Genomic DNA, 19,400 nt, shown 5'->3' with positions numbered 1-19,400 from the left:
GGAGGGGAACCGTGTTCGACACAGTGCTGGTGGCCAACCGGGGCGAGATCGCCGTACGCGTCATCCGTACGCTCCGCTCCCTGGGCGTGCGCTCGGTGGCGGTCTTCTCCGACGCGGACGCCGACGCGCGGCACGTGCGCGAGGCCGACACCGCGGTACGGATCGGTCCGGCGCCCGCGGGCGAGAGCTATCTGTCGGTGGAGCGGCTGCTGGAGGCCGCCGCCCGTACCGGCGCCCAGGCCGTCCACCCCGGGTACGGCTTCCTCGCCGAGAACGCGGGCTTCGCGCGCGCGTGCGAGGAGGCGGGGCTGGTCTTCATCGGCCCGCCGGCCGACGCGATCGCGCTCATGGGCGACAAGATCCGGGCCAAGGAGACCGTGCAGAAGGCCGGGGTCCCGGTGGTGCCGGGTTCGAGCGGCAGCGGGCTGTCGGACCGCGAACTCGCCGCGGCCGCCCGGGACATCGGGGTGCCGGTGCTCCTGAAGCCGTCCGCGGGAGGCGGCGGCAAGGGCATGCGCCTGGTGCGCGAGGTGAGCGCGCTGGAGGAGGAGATCGCCGCCGCCCGCCGTGAGGCCCGCGCCTCCTTCGGCGACGACACCCTGCTGGTGGAGCGGTGGATCGACCGGCCCCGGCACATCGAGATCCAGGTGCTGGCCGACGGCCACGGGAACGTGGTCCACCTCGGCGAGCGCGAGTGCTCCCTGCAGCGGCGCCACCAGAAGATCATCGAGGAGGCGCCGAGCGTGCTCCTCGACGAGGCCACGCGCGCGTCGATGGGCGAGGCGGCCGTGCAGGCGGCCCGCTCGTGCGGGTACCGCGGTGCGGGCACGGTGGAGTTCATCGTGCCCGGCGGCGACCCCTCGCAGTACTACTTCATGGAGATGAACACCCGTCTTCAGGTGGAGCACCCGGTCACCGAACTCGTCACCGGGCTGGACCTGGTGGAGTGGCAGCTGCGGGTGGCGGCCGGCGAGACGCTGGGCTTCGCGCAGGACGACGTCACGCTGACCGGACACGCGGTCGAGGCCCGGATCTGCGCCGAGGACCCGGCGCGCGGCTTCCTCCCCTCGGGCGGCACGGTGCTGCTGCTCGACGAGCCGCGGGGGGACGGCGTCCGCACCGACTCCGGCCTCAGCGAGGGCACCGAGGTCGGCAGCCTGTACGACCCGATGCTCTCCAAGGTCATCGTCCACGGCCCCGACCGCGAGACGGCCCTGCGCAAGCTGCGGGCGGCCCTCTCCGGGACGGTCACCCTGGGCGTGCAGACCAACGCGGGCTTCCTGCGCCGGCTGCTGGCCCACCCGGCGGTGGTGGCGGGCGAGCTGGACACCGGACTGGTGGAGCGCGAGGTGGACGGGCTCGTCCCGGACGGGGTGCCGGCGGAGGTGTACGCGGCGGCGGCGCTGCTGCGCCATGCCGCGCTCGCGCCCGCCGGCGGCTCCGGCTGGACGGACCCGTTCGCCGCGGCCGACGGCTGGCGGCTGGGCGGCGAGGCGGCCTGGACACCGCACCACCTGCGGGTACCGGGCCAGGAGGCCGTGACCGTCCGCGTGCGCAGCACACCGGGCGGCGGCACGGAACTGCTGCTCCCCGGGACGGACCAGCCGCTCCGGGGGTCCGGCGGCACGACCGTGCGGTCCGGCGCCGGGCACCGGTTCACCTTCCGGCTCGACGGCCTCACCCACACCTTCGCCGTCCTGCCGGACGGCACCTGGCTGGGCCGCGACGGCGACACCTGGCAGGTGCGCGACCACGATCCGGTGGCCGACTCCCTCTCCCGCTCCGCGCACGCGGGCGCCGACTCGCTGACCGCCCCGATGCCCGGCACGGTGACCGTGGTGAAGGTGGCGGTCGGCGACGAGGTGACCGCGGGCCAGAGCCTGCTGGTGGTCGAGGCGATGAAGATGGAGCACGTCATCTCCGCCCCGCACGCCGGCACGGTCGCCGAACTGGACGTGACCCCGGGATCGACGGTCGCCATGGACCAGGTGCTGGCCGTCATCGCGCCCACGGAGGAGGCGGAATGAGCGCCGAGCCGCTGCCCATGGTCGTACCGGCCCAGGACCTGCCCGCGCGGGTGCGGATCCACGAGGTCGGCGCCCGCGACGGGCTGCAGAACGAGAAGACGGCCGTACCGACCGAGGTCAAGGCGGAGTTCGTCCGCCGGCTCGCCGACGCGGGCCTGACGACGATCGAGGCGACCAGCTTCGTGCACCCCAAGTGGGTGCCCCAGCTGGCCGACGCCGAGCAGCTGTTCCCGATGCTCGGCGGTCTGCCCGGGGTGGACCTGCCGGTGCTGGTCCCCAACCAGCGCGGCCTGGACCGGGCCCTGGCCCTCGGCGCCGAGCGCGTGGCCGTGTTCGCCAGCGCCACCGAGTCCTTCGCCAAGGCCAACCTCAACCGCACGCTGGACGAGTCGCTGGCCGTGTTCGAGCCGGTGGTGCGCCACGCGAAGGACGCGGGCCTGCATGTGCGCGGCTATGTGTCGATGTGCTTCGGCGACCCGTGGGAGGGGCCGGTCCCCCTGCACCAGGTGGCCCGTGTCTGCACGGCGCTGCGCGACATGGGCTGCGACGAGCTGAGCCTCGGCGACACGATCGGCGTCGCCACCCCGGGCCATGTGCTCGAACTCCTCAGTCTCCTCAACGAGCTGGGCGTGCCGACGAACGTCATCGGCGTGCACTTCCACGACACCTACGGCCAGGCGCTGTCGAACACGCTGGCCGCGTTGCAGCACGGCGTCACCACCGTGGACGCCTCCGCGGGCGGCCTCGGCGGCTGCCCCTACGCCAGGTCCGCCACCGGCAACCTCGCCACCGAGGACCTCGTGTGGATGCTGCACGGCCTCGGCATCGAGACCGGGGTCGATCTCGGCCGTCTGACCGCCACCAGCGTGTGGATGGCCGAACAGTTGGGCCGGCCCAGTCCGTCCCGCACCGTCCGCGCTCTCTCCCACAAGGACCAGTGATCAGCATGGACCACCGCCTCAGCCCCGAGCTGGAGGAACTTCGCCGTACCGTCGAGGAGTTCGCGCACGACGTCGTGGCGCCGAAGATCGGCGACTTCTACGAGCGGCACGAGTTCCCGTACGAGATCGTCCGCGAGATGGGCCGCATGGGCCTGTTCGGGCTGCCGTTCCCGGAGGAGTACGGCGGGATGGGCGGCGACTACCTCGCCCTCGGCCTCGCCCTGGAGGAACTGGCCCGGGTGGACTCCTCCGTGGCCATCACCCTGGAGGCAGGTGTCTCGCTGGGCGCGATGCCGCTGCACCTGTTCGGCACGGAGGAGCAGAAGCGCGAGTGGCTGCCCCGCCTGTGCGCGGGCGAGATGCTCGGCGCGTTCGGCCTGACGGAACCGGACGGCGGCAGCGACGCGGGCGCCACCCGTACGACCGCCCGGCTGGACCCGGACACGGACGAATGGGTGATCAACGGCAGCAAGTGCTTCATCACCAACTCCGGTACGGACATCACCGGCCTGGTGACGGTCACGGCGGTCACCGGCCGCAAGCCGGACGGCAGGCCGCAGATCTCGGCGATCATCGTGCCCTCCGGCACTCCGGGCTTCACGGTGGCCGCGCCCTACTCGAAGGTCGGCTGGAACGCCTCGGACACCCGCGAGCTGTCGTTCCAGGACGTCCGGGTGCCCGCCGCCAACCTGCTCGGCGAGGAGGGCCGCGGCTACGCCCAGTTCCTGCGCATCCTGGACGAGGGGCGCATCGCCATCGCGGCGCTCGCCACCGGTCTGGCGCAGGGCTGTGTGGACGAGTCGGTGAAGTACGCGAAGGAGCGGCACGCCTTCGGCCGGCCGATCGGCTCCAACCAGGCCGTCCAGTTCAAGATCGCCGACATGGAGATGAAGGCCCACACGGCCCGCCTGGCGTGGCGGGACGCGGCCTCGCGGCTGGTCGCCGGCGAGCCGTTCAAGAAGGAGGCGGCGCTGGCCAAGCTGTACTCCTCGACGGTCGCCGTCGACAACGCCCGTGACGCCACCCAGATCCACGGCGGCTACGGCTTCATGAACGAGTATCCGGTGGCGCGCATGTGGCGCGACTCCAAGATCCTGGAGATCGGCGAGGGCACGAGCGAGGTGCAGCGCATGCTGATCGCGCGGGAGCTGGGCCTGGCGGGCTGAACCCCGAGACGGCGGTGGGGCGCACCACCCCCTGGACATCGAGTGAGGTTAGGCTAACCTGACCTTCGAACCAGTCCGGTGGGCGCCCCACCCTGTTTTGAAAGCAGCCGAGCCATGCCCAACGTCCGTACGACGCCCTCCCCTTCCCGCCGCGGCCTGCTCGCCGCCGGCGGCGCCCTCGCTCTCGGTGCCGCACTCGCCGCCTGCGGGGACGACAAGGGCAAGGACGCGGGCTCCGGCAAGGGGACGACGGCCGCCAAGTCCGGCCCCTGGTCCTTCACGGACGACCGCAAGAAGACCGTGAAGCTGGACAAGGTCCCCGCGAACATCGTCGCCTTCACCGGTGTCGGTGCCGCGCTGTACGACTACGGCGTGCAGGTCAAGGGCGTGTTCGGCCCGACGAAGACCACGGACGGCAAGCCCGACGTCCAGGCCGGGGACATGGACGTCAGCAAGGTGACGGTCCTCGGCAACACCTGGGGCCAGTTCAAGATCGAGAAGTACGCGGCCCTCGCGCCGGACGTGCTGATCTCCACGATGTTCGACGCCGCCGGCACGCTCTGGTACGTCCCGGACGAGTCGAAGGACAAGATCGCCCAGCTCGCCCCGAGCGTCGGCATCTCCGTCTACGACCGTCAGCTCCCGCAGTCGCTGCAGCGCATGTGGCAGTTGGCCGAGTCGCTCGGCGGCGACATGAAGGCCGCCAAGGTCACGGCCGCCAAGAAGCGCTTCGAGGAGGCGGCCGCCCGCCTGCGCGCCGCGGCCAAGGCCAAGCCCGGGATCAAGGTCATGGCCGGCTCCGCGAGCGACCAGCTCTTCTACGTCTCCGGCACCAACCTCTCCGTCGACCTGGAGTACTTCAAGGCCCTCGGCGTGAACTTCGTCGAGCCCCCGGAGAGTGCCAAGGCCAAGGGCGGCGGCTGGTACGAGTCGCTGAGCTGGGAGAACGTCGACAAGTACAAGGCCGACATCATCATGATGGACGACCGCTCCTCGACCATCCAGCCCGCCGACATCACCAAGGCGACCTGGAAGAAGCTCCCCGCGGTCACGGCCGGTCAGGTCATCTCCCGCTCCCCCGAGCCGATCCTGTCCTACGACAAGTGCGTCCCGCTCCTGACGACTCTGGCCGAGGCGCTGGAGAAGGCCGAGAAGGTCGCCTGACCCCCTCGGGTGCCACCCCTGACAAAGCCCTGAATCCCACGCTCAGGAGCCACACATGACGACGGCCGTAGCCGCCCCGTTCCGTTTCTTCTCCCTCCGGGTCGTACGGACGAGGCGGCTCGGCCCGTCTCTGGTCCGGGTCACCTTCGCCGGTGCCGACCTGCACGCCTTCCACTCCGACGGGCGGGACCAGTCCCTGTCCCTGTTCCTGCCGCACCCCGGCCAGAGCGACCCCGTGGTCCCGCTGGAGCTGGGCGACGGCTGGTGGCAGGGCTGGCGCGAACTGCCCGACGACGTACGGGCGGTCATGCGCTCGTACACCCTGCGGGCGCTGCGCCGGGACGCCGACGGAGGCACCCGCGAGATCGACGTCGACTTCGCGCTGCACGGCGTCGAACCCGGCGCGGCCGTCCCCGCGGGCCCCGCCTCCCGCTGGGCCTCCCGCGCCACGGCCGGGGACCGGGTCCTGCTGCTCGGGCCGGCCGTCGCCGACAACCGCGCGATCCGCTTCCGCCCGCCCGGGGACACGGACCTCGTGGTGCTGTGGGGCGACGCGACCGCCGCACCCGCGGCCACCGCGATCCTCGAGTCCCTCCCGGCCGGCACCCGGGCGCGCGCCTGGCTGGAGGTGCCGCACGCCGGTGACATCCAGGACGTGGTGACACGGGCGGACGCGGAGCTCACGTGGCTCGTACGGCACGACAGCTCCCCCATGGCCGTCGATGCCGTACGAGCCGCCCGGCTCCCCCTCGCCGAGCGGCCCTACGTCTGGATCGCCGGCGAGTCCGGGCAGGTGAAGGCGCTGCGCCGGCACTTCGTCGGTGAGCGCGGGATCGACCGGCGGCGGGTGACGTTCGTCGGCTACTGGCGCCAGGGCCTGACGGAGGAACAGCTCCGCGCCGCGGAGTAGCCCGGCCCGACGTGACGCCGGTCACGGGAGGGGTGCGTTTCGAAGTGGACAACTTAGGTTAGGCTTACCTAAGTTGATGTTGCGATCACCGGCTTCTCCCGTTCCCCGCACGGACTGTCCCCTCGGAGGACCCCCACATGCGCTCGCACCTGCTCAATGGCCTCACCGCGGAGCACTACCGCCGCTCCGTGACCGAAGGAGTCGAGCGGGTGGCGGCCAAACTCGCCACCACCGACCGTCCGTTCACCGGCGTCTCCGTGGACGCCCTCGCCCCCGACATCGACGCGATCGACCTGGACCGGCCGCTGGGTGACACCACGGCCGTCCTGGACGAGCTGGAGAACGTCTACCTGCGGGACGCGGTCTACTTCCACCACCCCCGCTACCTGGCCCACCTCAACTGCCCGGTCGTCATCCCCGCGGTGCTCGGCGAGGCCGTGCTCTCCGCCGTCAACTCCTCCCTGGACACCTGGGACCAGTCGGCCGGCGGCACCCTGATCGAGCGCCGGCTCGTCGACTGGACGGCCGCCCGCATCGGCCTCGGCCCGGCAGCGGACGGCGTGTTCACCTCCGGCGGCACGCAGTCCAACCTCCAGGCGCTGCTGCTGGCACGGGAGGAGGCCAAGAGCCGGGACCTCGGCCGGCTGCGCGTCTTCGCCTCCGAGGTCAGCCACTTCAGCGTGAAGAAGTCCGCCAAACTCCTCGGCCTCGGTCCGGACGCCGTCGTCGTCGTCCCCGTCGACCACGACAAGCGCATGCAGACGGTCGCCCTCGCCCGGGAGCTGGAGCGCTGCGTCGAGGACGGCCTGGTCCCCATGGCCGTCGTCGCCACCGCCGGCACCACCGACTTCGGCTCCATCGACCCGCTGCCCGAGATCGCCGAGCTGTGCGCCCAGTACGGCGTCTGGATGCACGTGGACGCCGCCTACGGCTGCGGACTGCTCGCCTCGCTGAAGTACCGGGACCGCATCGACGGCATCGAGCGCGCCGACTCGGTCACCGTCGACTACCACAAGTCCTTCTTCCAGCCCGTGAGTTCGTCCGCCGTGCTGGTCCGGGACGCGGCCACCCTGCGGCACGCCACCTACCACGCCGAGTACCTCAACCCGCGCCGCATGGTGCAGGAACGTATTCCCAACCAAGTCGACAAGTCCCTGCAGACCACCCGCCGCTTCGACGCCCTCAAGCTGTGGCTGACGCTGCGCACCATGGGCGCCGACGGCATCGGACACCTCTTCGACGAGGTCTGCGACCTCGCGCGGAAGGGCTGGACGCTGCTGGCCGCCGACCCCCGCTACGACGTGGTCGTCGAGCCCTCGCTGTCCACCCTCGTCTTCCGCTACGTCCCGGCGGCCGTCACCGACCCCGCCGAGATCGACCGGGCCAACCTGTACGCCCGCAAGGCCCTGTTCGCCTCCGGTGACGCCGTCGTCGCGGGCACCAAGGTCGGCGGCCGCCACTACCTGAAGTTCACCCTGCTCAACCCCGAGACGACGACGGCCGACATCGCCGCCGTCCTTGACCTGATCGCCGGCCATGCCGAGCAGTACCTGGGAGAGTCCCTTGACCGCGCGTCCTGAAGCCCACCACCAGACCTACGACTTCGTGGGGATCGGGCTCGGCCCCTTCAACCTCGGCCTCGCCTGCCTGACCGAGCCGATCGCCGAGCTGAACGGCGTCTTCCTGGAGTCCAAGCCGGACTTCGAGTGGCACGCGGGCATGTTCCTCGACGGCGCCCACCTGCAGACGCCGTTCATGTCGGACCTGGTCACCCTCGCCGACCCGACCTCGCCGTACTCCTTCCTCAGCTACCTGAAGGAGAAGGGCAGACTGTACTCGTTCTACATCCGCGAGAACTTCTACCCGCTGCGGGTCGAGTACGACGACTACTGCCGCTGGGCGGCGAACCAGCTGAGCAGCGTTCGCTTCGGCACGACGGTCACCGAGGTGACGTACGAGGACGACCGGTACGTCGTGCGGACCGCGGCCGGCGACACCTTCCACGCCCGCCACCTGGTCCTCGGCACCGGGACGGCCCCCTACGTCCCCGAGGCGTGCCGGGGGCTCGGCGGAGACTTCCTGCACAACGCGCAGTACATGCACCGCAAGGCGGAGCTCCAGGCGAAGAAGTCCATCACCGTGGTGGGCAGCGGCCAGAGCGCGGCGGAGATCTACTACGAGCTGCTCTCCGAGATCGACGCCCACGGCTACCAGCTCAACTGGGTGACCCGCTCCCCGCGGTTCTTCCCGCTGGAGTACACCAAGCTGACGCTGGAGATGACCTCCCCGGACTACATCGACTACTTCCGCTCGCTGCCCGAGGAGACCCGCTACCGGCTGGAGAAGCAGCAGAAGGGCCTGTTCAAGGGCATCAACTCGGACCTCATCGACGCGATCTACGACCTGCTCTACCAGAAGCACGTCGAGAGCGGCGACCGCCCGGTCCCCACCCGTCTGCTCACCAACTCCTCGCTGGTCACCGCGTCCTACGCCGACGGCGCCTACTCCCTCGGCTTCCACCACGACGAGCAGGGCAAGGACTTCGGGATCCGCACGGAGGGATTGCTGCTGGCCACCGGTTACCACTACGAGCCGCCGGCCTTCCTCGCGCCCGTCCGCGACCGGCTGCGCCTCGACGGCCACGGCCGCTTCGACGTCGCCCGCAACTACTCCATCGACAACACCGGACGCGGGGTCTTCCTCCAGAACGCCGGCGTCCACACGCACAGCATCACCAGCCCCGACCTGGGCATGGGCGCGTACCGGAACTCGTACATCATCCGCGAGCTGCTCGGCAGCGAGTACTACCCGGTCGAGAAGTCCATCGCCTTCCAGGAGTTCGCCGCATGACCACGAAGGACCTGACCTTCTCCGTCCGCCCCCTCGACCCGCTGAAGGACGCCGAGCTGCTGCACGGCTGGGTGACCCACCCCAAGTCGGCGTTCTGGATGATGCAGGACGCGAGACTGGAGGACGTCGAGCGGGCCTACATGGAGATCGCCGCCGACGAGCACCACCACGCCTTCCTCGGCCTGAACGAGGGCAGGCCCGCCTTCCTGATGGAGAAGTACGACCCCGCCCACCGGGAGCTGGCCGGGCTGTACGAGCCCGAGCCCGGCGACGTCGGCATGCACTTCCTGGTCGCGCCGACCGACACCCCCGTGCACGGGTTCACCCGGGCCGTCATCACCGCCGTGATGGCGTTCCTCTTCGAGGACCAGGCGACCCGGCGGGTCGTGGTCGAGCCGGACGTACGCAACACGGCCGTGCACGCCCTGAACGCCGCCGTCGGGTTCGTGCCCGAGCGTGAGATCCGCAAGCCGGAGAAGCAGGCGCTGCTCAGCTTCTGCACCCGGGAGCAGTTCACGAAGGCGGTGGCCGCATGAGTCTCGCCGACACCGTGGCCCACCTCTCCCCCGAGCGCTGGGAGACCGCCGGCCGCCTGCTGATCCGCAAGGCCCTCGCCGAGTTCGCGCACGAGCGCCTGATCACGCCCGAACCCGAGGGCAGCGGTTACGTCGTCCGCAGCGACGACGGGCTCACCGCCTACCGGTTCACCGCCGTCCGCAGGGCCCTCGACCACTGGCAGATCGACGCCCCGTCCATCACCCGGCACCACGACGGCGTCGAGGTCCCGCTCGCGCCGCTGGACTTCTTCATCGAGCTGAAGGAGTCCCTGGGGCTGAGCGACGAGATCCTGCCGGTGTACCTGGAGGAGATCTCCTCCACCCTCTCCAGTACCTGCTACAAGCTCACCAAGCCGAGGACGACCTCCGCCGAGCTGGCCCGCGGCGGTTTCCAGGACGTCGAGACCGGGATGACCGAGGGCCACCCCTGCTTCGTCGCGAACAACGGACGGCTCGGCTTCGGCGTCCAGGAGTACCTGTCCTACGCCCCGGAGACCGCGAGCCCCGTCCGGCTGGTGTGGCTGGCCGCGCACCGCTCCCGGGCCGCGTTCACGGCGGGCGTCGGGATCGAGTACGAGGACTTCGTCCGGCAGGAGCTGGGCGAGGCGACCGTCGAGAGGTTCCACCGGCAGCTGACCGATCTGGGTCTCCACCCCGCCGACTACCTCCTCATCCCCGTCCACCCCTGGCAGTGGTGGAACAAGCTCGGCGTCACCTTCGCCGCCGAGGTGGCACGCCGGCACCTGGTGTGCCTCGGCGAGGGCGACGACGAGTACCTGGCCCAGCAGTCCATCCGGACCTTCTTCAACACCGGCGACCCGCGCAAGCACTATGTGAAGACGGCCCTGTCGGTCCTCAATATGGGCTTCATGCGCGGCCTCTCGGCCGCCTACATGGAGGCCACGCCGGCGATCAACGACTGGCTGGCCCAGCTGATCGAGAACGACCCGGTGCTGAAGTCGACCGGCCTGTCGATCATCCGCGAGCGGGCGGCCGTCGGCTACCGGCACCTGGAGTACGAGCGGGCGACGGACCGCTACTCGCCGTACCGCAAGATGCTCGCCGCGCTGTGGCGGGAGAGCCCCGTGCCGTCGCTCCGGGACGGCGAGTCCCTCGCGACCATGGCCTCCCTGCTGCACGTGGACCACGAGGGCGCCTCCTTCGCGGGCGCCCTGATCGAGCGGTCGGGCCTGGCCCCGGCGGAGTGGCTGCGGCAGTACCTACGGGCCTACTACACCCCGCTGCTGCACAGCTTCTACGCCTACGACCTGGTGTACATGCCGCACGGCGAGAACGTCATCCTGGTGCTGGCGGACGGGGTCGTGCAGCGAGCGGTCTACAAGGACATCGCCGAGGAGATCGCGGTGATGGACCCGGACGCCGTCCTGCCGCCCGAGGTCCGCAGGATCCGGGTCGAGGTCCCGGACGACACCAAGCTGCTGTCGATCTTCACGGACGTCTTCGACTGCTTCTTCCGGTTCCTCGCCGCCCACCTCGCCGCCGAGGGCGTCCTGGAGGAGGACGGCTTCTGGCGCACGGTCGCCGAGGTCACCCGCGAGTACCAGGAGTCGAACCCCGAACTCGCCAACAGGTTCCGGCAGTACGACATGTTCGCCCCGGAGTTCGCGCTGTCCTGCCTCAACCGGCTCCAACTGCGCAACAACCGGCAGATGGTGGACCTCGCCGATCCGTCCGGCGCGCTCCAGCTGGTGGGGACCCTCGAGAACCCGCTGGCAGGCCGGTGACGGCGCACAGGCGGACGGGCACCCCGGAGTACGGTCCTCCGGGGTGCCCGTCGTTCGGCCGGGGCGGTCAGCGCTTCGGCCAGGGGACCTGCGGCGACCGGTAGTAGTGGATGCCGAGGGCGTCCCAGCGCGGTCCCTGGGCGGCCAGCCGCACCTTGTAGCCGTTCCAGCCGTGGGTGGCCGCCGGCGACCAGCCCAGCTCGGCCGCGCCCGCCAGCCGCGGGAACGCCAGGTACTCGATGTCGGCGGACGTCTTCACGGTCTCCGTCCACAGGGGTGCCTCGACGCCCCGGATCGCGGACGCCGGGACTCCCGGCAGATAGGCGCCCGGATTCCAGTCGTAGGACCGCTTCACCTCCACCATGCCCGCCCACTTCGTGCCCAGCCTGGTGTCCTTCGTGTACTTCATGTCCAGGTAGACCCGGTCGGCCGGGGACAGGACCAGCCCGGTGCCGTGCCGGGCGGCCTCGGCGACCTGGGCCTTCTCCGCCGCGGCGGTGCCGTCGAGGCCCCAGTACTGGGCGAGGGCGCCCGCGGCCGGGTGGGCGCCGGTGAGCTGGTGCCAGCCGACGGCCTTCTTGCCGTACTTGGCCACGACCGGCTGCACGCGGTCCATGAACTTCACGTAGTCGGCGTGGCCGGTGGAGTGCGCCTCGTCGCCGCCGATGTGGAGGTAGCGGCCCGGCGTGATCGCCGCCAGCTCCCTGATCACGTCGTCCACGAAGTCGTAGGTGACCGCCTTGGGCACGCACAGCGAGCTGAAGCCGACCCGGGTGCCCGTGTACAGCGGGGGTGCCACGCCGTCGCAGTTGAGCTTCGCGTACGAGGAGAGGGCCGCGTTGGTGTGGCCGGGCATGTCGATCTCGGGGACGACCTCCAGGTAGCGGGAGGCCGCGTACCGGACGATCTCCTGGTAGTCGGCCTTGCTGAAGTGGCCGCCTCTGCCGCCGCCGACCTGGGTGGACCCGCCGTGGGTGGCCAGGCGGGGCCAGGAGTCGACGGCGATCCGCCAGCCCTGGTCGTCGCTGAGGTGCAGGTGCAGCTCGTTGATCTTGTAGAGCGCCAGCTGGTCGATGTAGCGCTTGACCTGCGTGACGGTGAAGAAGTGCCGGGAGACGTCCAGCATGGCGCCTCGGTAGGAGTACCGGGGGCGGTCCTCGATCGTGCCGCCGGCGATCTGCCAGGGACCGGACTGGACGGTCTTCCTCTCGACGGCGGCCGGGAGGAGCTGGCGCAGGGTCTGGACGCCGTGGAAGAGGCCGGCGGGGGCGCTCGCGGTGATCGTGACACCCCCCGGGCCGCTCTGCAGCCGGTAGCCCTCCGCCCCGAAGCCGCCCTGGACCAGGTGGAGTCGGATGCCGCCGGTGCCCTGCTCGGTGAGCGGCAGCGGGTAGCCGGTGGAGGGCCGCAGGATGCCGGTGAGGTACGTACCGATCCGGCGGACCTCGGCGGAGCCGTCGACCCGGACGCCGGTGGTGCGGGTGATGCGGTACGGGGCGCCGTCGGCTCTGACCGAGGCCGGTGCCGGGACCACCCGGTCCAGCGGGGCCGGGGCGGCCGCGGGCGCCGGGTGGGCCGCGCCGAGGGTGAAGACCCCGGCCGCCGCCACGAGCAGCAGCGATCCGAGGATGCGGGGTGTCCGGGGAGTCGTGCTGTGGTTCCGTCTCACATGCGCTCCCGTCAGATGAGGCGACTGGCCGCTGTGTTGGCCGTCGGACGTGGTCGAGACCACTCTCCCGCAGATCCGGTGAAACAATCCCCGCATGGCGGAAATCATCCAGAAGGACGGCACCTGGGTCTTCGACGGCGATGTCCTGCGGCTGACTCCGGGCCGGGACCGGAACGTGAGCCCCCTCCGCCGCGAGCTGGGTGAACTCGTCGTGCCGCTGGGCGCGTCGGCCGGTGTCTCCTTCGAGCAGGGCCGGCGGTCGGGACGGCTGAGGCTGCGGCTGCGCGACGGCGCCGATCCGCTGCTGCACGCCACCGGCGGCCGGCTCACCGAGGCGAACGACCCCTATCAGCTGGCCGTCGAACCGGACCGGTACGGCGTCGCCGAGTACCTCGCCGACGAGGTCCGCAACGCCTCGCTGCTGGACGGGGTTTCGCCCGACCCGGTCGGCTCCTACCTGCTGCCGGGGCCGTCGCTGCCGGTGTCGGCGTCCGCCGGGGACGGCACGGCCGGTTTCGACGGGGAGCGGGTGCGGCTGGAGTGGAACTGGAAGACGGAGGACGCCAAGGCCGCCACCGGCCCCCGGACGATCCCGCTCGCGGAGATCACCGGCGTGGAGTGGCAGCCGGCGGCCGGGCTGGAGAACGGGTATCTGCGGTTCCGGGTGCGGGGCGCCCCCGTCACGGCGCCCCCGAAGTACGACCCGAACGCGGTGGAGCTGTGGGGCTTCAAGAAGGACCCGCTGATGGCGCTGGTCGCGGCCGCGGTCCAGGCCCGGCTGCCGCACCCGTCGGCGCCCGCCGCCGGTGGGCACGCCGTCCTCCCGAAGCAGCTGCCGCCGGCCGGGGAACCGGCCGGTGACGGCCACGACGCACTGCTTCGGCGGCTGCGCGAGCTGGGTGAACTGCATCGCGACGGTGTGCTGACGGACGACGAGTTCTCGCTGGCCAAGCAGGCGGTCCTCAAGCGCCTGTGAGGACCGCCCACTAGTACGAAGCGGCTACTTCGCCCGGCGGGACACCGTGAAGTGGTCGATGCGGTCGCCGGTCTCGGCGATGCCCGACACCTTCAGCGTGGCCTGCCGGCCCTTCGGCGCGGGCACGACGTCCACCCGCAGGAAGGAGTAGTTGAGGTAGCGCACCCGGGACCAGGCGACGGTCTCGTCGACCTTGCCGTCCTTGGTGTTGATGAACGAGGCGACCGAGTCGACCTCGTGCTCGTGACCCTCGTAGGAGTCCGGGGCGGAGAAGGCGTAGAGACTGCGGCCCGCCGCGCCCGCGGTGACGTAGACCACACCCTCGGTCTCGGGGTAGGCCGTGCCGCCGATCGGCAGCTTCTTGGTGACCTTGTCGCCCTTGATGACGTCGGTGCGCTCGTACTGGTGGTTGTGACCGTTGATGACCAGGTCCACCGTGTACTTCTCGAACAGCGGCACCCACTCCTGGCGCACGCCCCCCTCCGAGGCGTGCGCGGTGGAGGTGCAGTAGGCGCAGTGGTGGAAGAAGACCACGATGAAGTCGACGTCCTTCGACGCGCGGAACTTCTTCAGCTGCCCTTCAAGCCAGTTCGTCTGGGTTCCTCCGGAGATGCCCAGGTTCGCCGGGATCTCGAAGGAGATGTCGTTGGCGTCCAGCGAGATGACCGCGGTGTTGCCGTAGACGAAGGAGTAGACGCCCGGCAGGTTGCCGGCGTCCGGGCCGTTGTCCGGGAGGGTCCAGCGGGCCTCCTCGCCGCCGTAGCCGTTCGGCGAGTACCAGGCCTCCATGTCGTGATTGCCGTACGCGGGCATCCACGGCACCTGCTTGGCCACGGACTCGGTCTGGTACAGGAACTGGTCCCAGGTGCGCGAGTCGAAGCCGGTGTCGGTGGTCCGGCCCTGGCCGGCCGGGTCACCGTAGGCAATGTCACCGGCATGCAGGTGGAAGGCCGGGTCCTGGCCGAGGATCAGGGCGTTGTTGGCCAGGCCGTGGTAGCTGACGCCTTCGTCGCCGAAGGCGGTGAAGGTGAACGGCTCCTTGTGCGCCGGGGCGGTGGTGAAGGTGCCCAGGGTGCCCGCCAGGTGCGGCTCGGCCGGGTCGAAGCCGTGGTGGCCGACGCCGTAGTAGTAGGTCCGGCCCGGGCGCAGGTGGGTGAGCTTGGCGTGCAGGTAGTACTGGGTGCGGTCGCCGCTCGCGCCGACACCGGCCGGGGTGTAGAGGGTGCGGACCTCGGCGTCGATCCTGCGCGAGAGGTCCCAGGGGTGGGCGCCGATGCGGATGAAGGGCTTCTTCACCGCGACCGGGACCTGCCAGGAGACGGTGACCTCGGTCCGCGGGTCGCTGCCGAAGGCCAGGTGGCGGCCGAAGGGGGCGACGAGGGAGCCGTCGACCGACTCGGCGGTGGCGACGGTGCGCTGCGTGGGCACGGCCGCCTGGGCGGTGGCGCCCGGCACGAACGCGCCACCCGTGACGGCGCCCAGCGTGACGGCGCCGCCCCTGATCATGGTGCGCCGCGAGAATCTGGCGCGCAGGTACTCATGCCGCTCGGCCATGCTCATGCGCTCGGCCAGCTTCTCGGGTACGCCCATACGAGGAATGTCCATGACGTCCGAAACTCGTGGCCCGGGGCAACGAGACGCAAGACACAGGATGGACAGCTTGCGAACAGCGCCCCATAAGAGATTCAACAGGCGCTTGCCCGAAATCGGGCACGATTCTTGCGAAACGGCGGCCGGTGCCCGAGGATCTACCGGGTGCACGACGAACTCGTTGATCATCTGTCGCGGTCCACGCCCCTGAGCCGGGGCGAGGCGCTGCGGGTGATCCAGGACGTGCTCGCCTTCTTCGACGAGACGACCCCCGAGTTCGTCCGTCGCCGCCACCGTGAACTGCAGGCCCAGGGCCTGGTGAACACGGAGATCTTCGACCGGATCGAGGCGGACCTGAAATACCGGGCGGTGGCGCCGCCGGAGCTGACGCTCAGGCAGCTGCGCCGCATGGTCTACGGCTGAGAACAGCCGGACCGGACCGAGCGACAGTCAAGGGATACCTCTATATATGTGCGGAATCGTCGGATACATCGGGAAGCGTGACGTCGCGCCCCTCCTCCTGGAGGGCCTGCAGCGGCTGGAGTACCGCGGCTACGACTCCGCGGGCATCGTCGTCACCTCCCCGAAGGCGCCCGGCCTGAAGATGGTCAAGGCCAAGGGCCGGGTGCGCGATCTGGAGGCCAAGGTCCCGGCGCGCTTCAAGGGCACCACCGGTATCGCCCACACCCGCTGGGCCACCCACGGCGCCCCCTCCGACGTGAACGCCCACCCGCACATGTCGGCCGACAGCAAGGTCGCCGTCGTGCACAACGGCATCATCGACAACGCCACCGACCTGCGCCGCAAGCTGGAGGCGGACGGTGTCGAGTTCCTGTCCGAGACCGACACCGAGGTCCTCACCCACCTCATCGCCCGCTCGCAGGCCGAGAAGCTGGAGGACAAGGTCCGCCAGGCGGTCCGCCTGATCGAGGGCACGTACGGCATCGCCGTGCTGCACGCCGACTTCCCCGACCGGATCGTGGTGGCCCGCAACGGCTCCCCGGTCGTCCTCGGCATCGGCGAGAAGGAGATGTTCGTCGCCTCGGACATCGCCGCGCTGGTCATGCACACCCGGCAGATAGTGACCCTCGACGACGGCGAGATGGCCACCCTCAAGGCCGACGACTTCCGCACCTACACCACCGAGGGCACCCGTACGACGGCCGAGCCCACCACGGTGGAGTGGGAGGCCGAGTCGTACGACATGGGCGGCCACGACACCTACATGCACAAGGAGATCTTCGAGCAGGCCGACGCGGTCGACCGCGTGCTGCGCGGCCGCATCGACGACCGGTTCTCCACCGTGCACCTCGGCGGCCTCAACCTGGACGCCCGCGAGGCCCGGCAGATCCGCCGCGTGAAGATCCTCGGCTGCGGCACCTCGTACCACGCGGGCATGATCGGCGCCCAGATGATCGAGGAGCTGGCCCGCATCCCCGCCGACGCCGAGCCCGCCTCCGAGTTCCGCTACCGCAACGCGGTGGTCGACCCCGACACCCTCTACGTGGCCGTCTCCCAGTCCGGTGAGACGTACGACGTGCTCGCCGCCGTCCAGGAGCTCAAGCGCAAGGGCGCCCGGGTCTTCGGTGTCGTCAACGTGGTCGGCTCGGCGATCGCCCGCGAGGCGGACGCCGGCATCTACGTGCACGCCGGCCCCGAGGTCTGCGTGGTGTCGACCAAGTGCTTCACCAACATGACGGTCGCCTTCGCGCTGCTCGCCCTGCACCTCGGCCGCACCCGTGACCTCTCGGTCCGCGACGGCAAGCGGATCATCGAGGGCCTGCGGAAGCTGCCCGGGCAGATCACCGAGATGCTCAAGCAGGAGGAGCAGATCAAGGAGCTGGCCGAGCTGTACGCCGACGCCCGCTCGATGCTCTTCATCGGCCGGGTCCGCGGCTACCCGGTGGCCCGCGAGGCCTCGTTGAAGCTCAAGGAGGTCTCCTACATCCACGCCGAGGCCTACCCCGCCTCCGAGCTGAAGCACGGTCCGCTGGCGCTCATCGAGCCGGCCCTCCCCACGGTCGCGATCGTCCCCGACGACGACCTGCTGGAGAAGAACCGCGCGGCCCTGGAGGAGATCAAGGCACGCGAGGGCAAGATCCTGGCGGTGGCCCACCAGCACCAGGAGAAGGCCGACCAGACGATCATCGTGCCCAAGAACGAGGACGAGCTCGACCCCATCCTCATGGGCATCCCGCTCCAGCTCCTCGCCTACCACACGGCGAAGGCCCTGGGCCGTGACATCGACAAGCCGCGGAACCTCGCCAAGTCGGTGACGGTCGAGTAGCACCCGCTCACGAACGGACCCCCGCGTGTGCCACCGAACACGCGGGGGTCCTTCCGGTGCCGCTGTGGATCAGCCGGTGGCCGTCACCCCCCGGCCGGCGGCACGCCGAGGAAGCACGGTGGGCCAGTGCGCGAGAGCCGCGGTCGCCGCGTACCAGGCGACCGCGCCCGAGAGGGCCGCGAGCCAGCCGCCGGCCTTGGTCAGCGCGGAGCTGTCGGCGAAGGCCGCGACGGCCAGCACGAGCATCGCCAGGAACAGCAGCCCGTGGGTGACCTGGCCGAGGGTGTCGCCGCCGGCGACGGTCAACGTGAGTGCCACGAGGGCGAACAGGAGCAGGAACAGCCCGGCCGCGTTCGCCGACCCGGGATCCGACACGGCCCAGGTGAACCAGAGGGCGCCGAGCACCACGTACCCCACGCCGGAGGCGGTGGAGTCGCGGAGGGCCAGCAGGCCGACGAGGAAGAGGGCGACCCCGCCCACGTAATGGGCGACGGTCACGGCGTCGGAGGTCCCCACGCCGTCGATCACGCCGGTCGTGCCGAGCCCGAACGCCAACAGGGTGACACCCAGGGCGAGTCGGCCGACCACAGTAGAACTCACGCTTCCCGCAGAGACGTCGTTGTCCACGGCGGGCTCCCTTCAGCTGTGCAGTTGCGCGGTGAGCGGTATATGCCCTTCACAAGGGCACAAACCACCTCTACGCGCGAGTAGTTTCGCGCTGCACAAAGGAAGTTGACGAGCGGTCGGGAGACTGCGCGACCGAGGTGACCGGGCCGGCGCGTCAGGGGATGACGATCACGGGCCGCTGCGCGCGCTTCGCGAGCCGGCCCGCGACGGAGCCGAAGATCCGGCCGACGAGACCGTGCGTGGAGCCGACGACGATCGCGTCCGCCTCGTACTCCCGCCCCACCTCTTCGAGTTCGTGGCAGATGTCGCCGCCCCGCTCGACCAGGATCCAGGGCACCTCGGCGAGGTAGTCCGCACAGGCCAGTTCGAGCCCCAGCACCTCGGTGCGGTGGTCGGGCACGTCGACGAAGACGGGCGGCTCGCAGCCGGCCCACACGGTGGTGGGCAGCCGGTTGGCCACATGGACGATGATCAGGCCGGACCCGGAGCGATGGGCCATGCCGATCGCGTAGGCGAGGGCGCGCTCACTGGAGGTCGAGCCGTCGAAGCCGACGACCACTCCGTGCCGGAAGGCTGGGTCGCAGGAGGGGCGTGCCTCTGACGCCGCCAGGGGATCGGCCGCCGTGGGATCGGCGACCGGCCGCTTGCGGTCCGCGGGTTCGAAGAATTCGTGACCGGCCATGGCTGTCTCGGCGTTGTGATCCTTTATGGGAGGGGACGCAGTGTGCGGCGAGGTGCTGCGGAGCTGTGTCCGGGAAACATCTTCCCAACCCCATACCCCCAAGGGTACGGCGGCACGCCTCCTGAGCACAGATCCCGCACACGCTCCGTAAGCGGTCCCCCGACGTCCGTAGGGGTTCACCGGAGCATGCACGAGCGACGCCCGTAACG

The 19,400-nt window shown here is 70.6% G+C and carries 16 protein-coding genes; 12 read left to right on the top strand and 4 right to left on the bottom strand.

Annotation, left to right across the window (positions count from 1 at the left end; translation table 11 throughout):
* Positions 1-11: 11 nt before the first annotated feature.
* The 9 genes from BLW57_RS24605 (at position 12) to BLW57_RS24565 (ending at position 11,360) form a co-directional block, all read left to right on the top strand.
* Positions 12-2,027, top strand: coding sequence for an acetyl/propionyl/methylcrotonyl-CoA carboxylase subunit alpha (locus BLW57_RS24605; RefSeq protein ID WP_093477463.1), 2,016 nt, complete (start codon positions 12-14; stop codon positions 2,025-2,027).
* Positions 2,024-2,968 (top strand): hydroxymethylglutaryl-CoA lyase, encoded by a 945-nt coding sequence (locus BLW57_RS24600; RefSeq protein WP_073900493.1) that lies wholly within the window; start codon positions 2,024-2,026, stop codon positions 2,966-2,968. Before BLW57_RS24605 ends, BLW57_RS24600 begins: the two co-directional genes overlap by 4 nt.
* A 5-nt stretch (positions 2,969-2,973) precedes the next feature.
* Complete coding sequence (locus BLW57_RS24595) at positions 2,974-4,134, top strand: acyl-CoA dehydrogenase family protein (protein WP_093480860.1); 1,161 nt, start codon at positions 2,974-2,976, stop codon at positions 4,132-4,134.
* A gap of 114 nt (positions 4,135-4,248) precedes the next feature.
* Positions 4,249-5,298, top strand: coding sequence for an ABC transporter substrate-binding protein (locus tag BLW57_RS24590; RefSeq protein WP_093477461.1), 1,050 nt, complete (start codon positions 4,249-4,251; stop codon positions 5,296-5,298).
* 55 nt (positions 5,299-5,353) lie between these two features.
* On the top strand, positions 5,354-6,208 hold the full coding sequence (locus tag BLW57_RS24585) for a siderophore-interacting protein (protein WP_093477459.1): 855 nt from the start codon (positions 5,354-5,356) through the stop codon (positions 6,206-6,208).
* Positions 6,209-6,345: 137 nt separating this feature from the next.
* Complete coding sequence (gene desA, locus BLW57_RS24580; RefSeq protein WP_093477458.1) at positions 6,346-7,788, top strand: lysine decarboxylase DesA; 1,443 nt, start codon at positions 6,346-6,348, stop codon at positions 7,786-7,788.
* A complete protein-coding gene (locus BLW57_RS24575) occupies positions 7,772-9,058 on the top strand; it encodes a lysine N(6)-hydroxylase/L-ornithine N(5)-oxygenase family protein (RefSeq protein ID WP_093477456.1) in 1,287 nt (428 codons plus the stop codon). Before desA ends, BLW57_RS24575 begins: the two co-directional genes overlap by 17 nt.
* Positions 9,055-9,594: a GNAT family N-acetyltransferase gene (locus BLW57_RS24570; RefSeq protein ID WP_093477455.1), complete on the top strand. Its 540-nt coding sequence runs from the start codon at positions 9,055-9,057 to the stop codon at positions 9,592-9,594. Before BLW57_RS24575 ends, BLW57_RS24570 begins: the two co-directional genes overlap by 4 nt.
* A complete protein-coding gene (locus tag BLW57_RS24565) occupies positions 9,591-11,360 on the top strand; it encodes an IucA/IucC family protein (RefSeq protein WP_093477454.1) in 1,770 nt (589 codons plus the stop codon). The genes BLW57_RS24570 and BLW57_RS24565 overlap by 4 nt, the downstream gene beginning before the upstream one ends.
* A gap of 67 nt (positions 11,361-11,427) precedes the next feature.
* On the opposite strand, the gene BLW57_RS24560 is transcribed toward BLW57_RS24565, so the two are convergent.
* The gene (locus BLW57_RS24560) at positions 11,428-13,029 is read right to left on the bottom strand and encodes a beta-N-acetylhexosaminidase (protein ID WP_093477453.1); all 1,602 of its coding nucleotides are present in this window, start codon (positions 13,027-13,029) and stop codon (positions 11,428-11,430) included.
* A gap of 94 nt (positions 13,030-13,123) precedes the next feature.
* On the opposite strand from BLW57_RS24560, the gene BLW57_RS24555 reads away from it, so the two are divergent.
* On the top strand, positions 13,124-14,005 hold the full coding sequence (locus BLW57_RS24555; protein WP_093477452.1) for a DUF4429 domain-containing protein: 882 nt from the start codon (positions 13,124-13,126) through the stop codon (positions 14,003-14,005).
* Positions 14,006-14,029: 24 nt separating this feature from the next.
* On the opposite strand, the gene BLW57_RS24550 is transcribed toward BLW57_RS24555, so the two are convergent.
* Entirely contained in the window at positions 14,030-15,595 is a 1,566-nt protein-coding gene (locus tag BLW57_RS24550) for a purple acid phosphatase family protein (RefSeq protein ID WP_176985967.1), read from the bottom strand.
* 165 nt (positions 15,596-15,760) lie between these two features.
* Between BLW57_RS24550 and BLW57_RS24545 the strand changes: the two genes are divergently transcribed.
* On the top strand, positions 15,761-16,018 hold the full coding sequence (locus tag BLW57_RS24545) for a hypothetical protein (RefSeq protein ID WP_073900474.1): 258 nt from the start codon (positions 15,761-15,763) through the stop codon (positions 16,016-16,018).
* Between the two features lie 46 nt (positions 16,019-16,064).
* The gene (gene glmS, locus BLW57_RS24540; RefSeq protein ID WP_073900472.1) at positions 16,065-17,882 is read left to right on the top strand and encodes a glutamine--fructose-6-phosphate transaminase (isomerizing); all 1,818 of its coding nucleotides are present in this window, start codon (positions 16,065-16,067) and stop codon (positions 17,880-17,882) included.
* A gap of 69 nt (positions 17,883-17,951) precedes the next feature.
* On the opposite strand, the gene BLW57_RS24535 is transcribed toward glmS, so the two are convergent.
* Entirely contained in the window at positions 17,952-18,509 is a 558-nt protein-coding gene (locus tag BLW57_RS24535; RefSeq protein ID WP_093477450.1) for a hypothetical protein, read from the bottom strand.
* Positions 18,510-18,663: 154 nt separating this feature from the next.
* Positions 18,664-19,191, bottom strand: coding sequence for a universal stress protein (locus BLW57_RS24530; RefSeq protein ID WP_073900468.1), 528 nt, complete (start codon positions 19,189-19,191; stop codon positions 18,664-18,666).
* Between the last annotated feature and the right edge of the window lie 209 nt (positions 19,192-19,400).

It is taken from the genome of Streptomyces sp. 1222.5, from assembly GCF_900105245.1.
GTDB classification, from domain to species: Bacteria; Actinomycetota; Actinomycetes; order Streptomycetales; family Streptomycetaceae; genus Streptomyces; species Streptomyces albidocamelliae.
Note: the sequence above shows the minus strand (reverse complement) of the source record. Positions and strands in the feature narration are given on the sequence as shown.

What these genes read in the sequence shown, in the direction of transcription:
- BLW57_RS24600 (WP_073900493.1), top strand. Translation starts at nt 2,024, where the DNA reads ATGAGCGCCGAGCCGCTGCCCATGGTCGTACCGGCCCAGGACCTGCCC.
- BLW57_RS24595 (WP_093480860.1), top strand. Translation starts at nt 2,974, where the DNA reads ATGGACCACCGCCTCAGCCCCGAGCTGGAGGAACTTCGCCGTACCGTC.
- BLW57_RS24590 (WP_093477461.1), top strand. Translation starts at nt 4,249, where the DNA reads ATGCCCAACGTCCGTACGACGCCCTCCCCTTCCCGCCGCGGCCTGCTC.
- BLW57_RS24585 (WP_093477459.1), top strand. Translation starts at nt 5,354, where the DNA reads ATGACGACGGCCGTAGCCGCCCCGTTCCGTTTCTTCTCCCTCCGGGTC.
- desA (WP_093477458.1), top strand. Translation starts at nt 6,346, where the DNA reads ATGCGCTCGCACCTGCTCAATGGCCTCACCGCGGAGCACTACCGCCGC.
- BLW57_RS24570 (WP_093477455.1), top strand. Translation starts at nt 9,055, where the DNA reads ATGACCACGAAGGACCTGACCTTCTCCGTCCGCCCCCTCGACCCGCTG.
- BLW57_RS24565 (WP_093477454.1), top strand. Translation starts at nt 9,591, where the DNA reads ATGAGTCTCGCCGACACCGTGGCCCACCTCTCCCCCGAGCGCTGGGAG.
- BLW57_RS24555 (WP_093477452.1), top strand. Translation starts at nt 13,124, where the DNA reads ATGGCGGAAATCATCCAGAAGGACGGCACCTGGGTCTTCGACGGCGAT.
- BLW57_RS24550 (WP_176985967.1), bottom strand. Translation starts at nt 15,595, where the DNA reads ATGGGCGTACCCGAGAAGCTGGCCGAGCGCATGAGCATGGCCGAGCGG.
- glmS (WP_073900472.1), top strand. Translation starts at nt 16,065, where the DNA reads ATGTGCGGAATCGTCGGATACATCGGGAAGCGTGACGTCGCGCCCCTC.
- BLW57_RS24530 (WP_073900468.1), bottom strand. Translation starts at nt 19,191, where the DNA reads ATGGCCGGTCACGAATTCTTCGAACCCGCGGACCGCAAGCGGCCGGTC.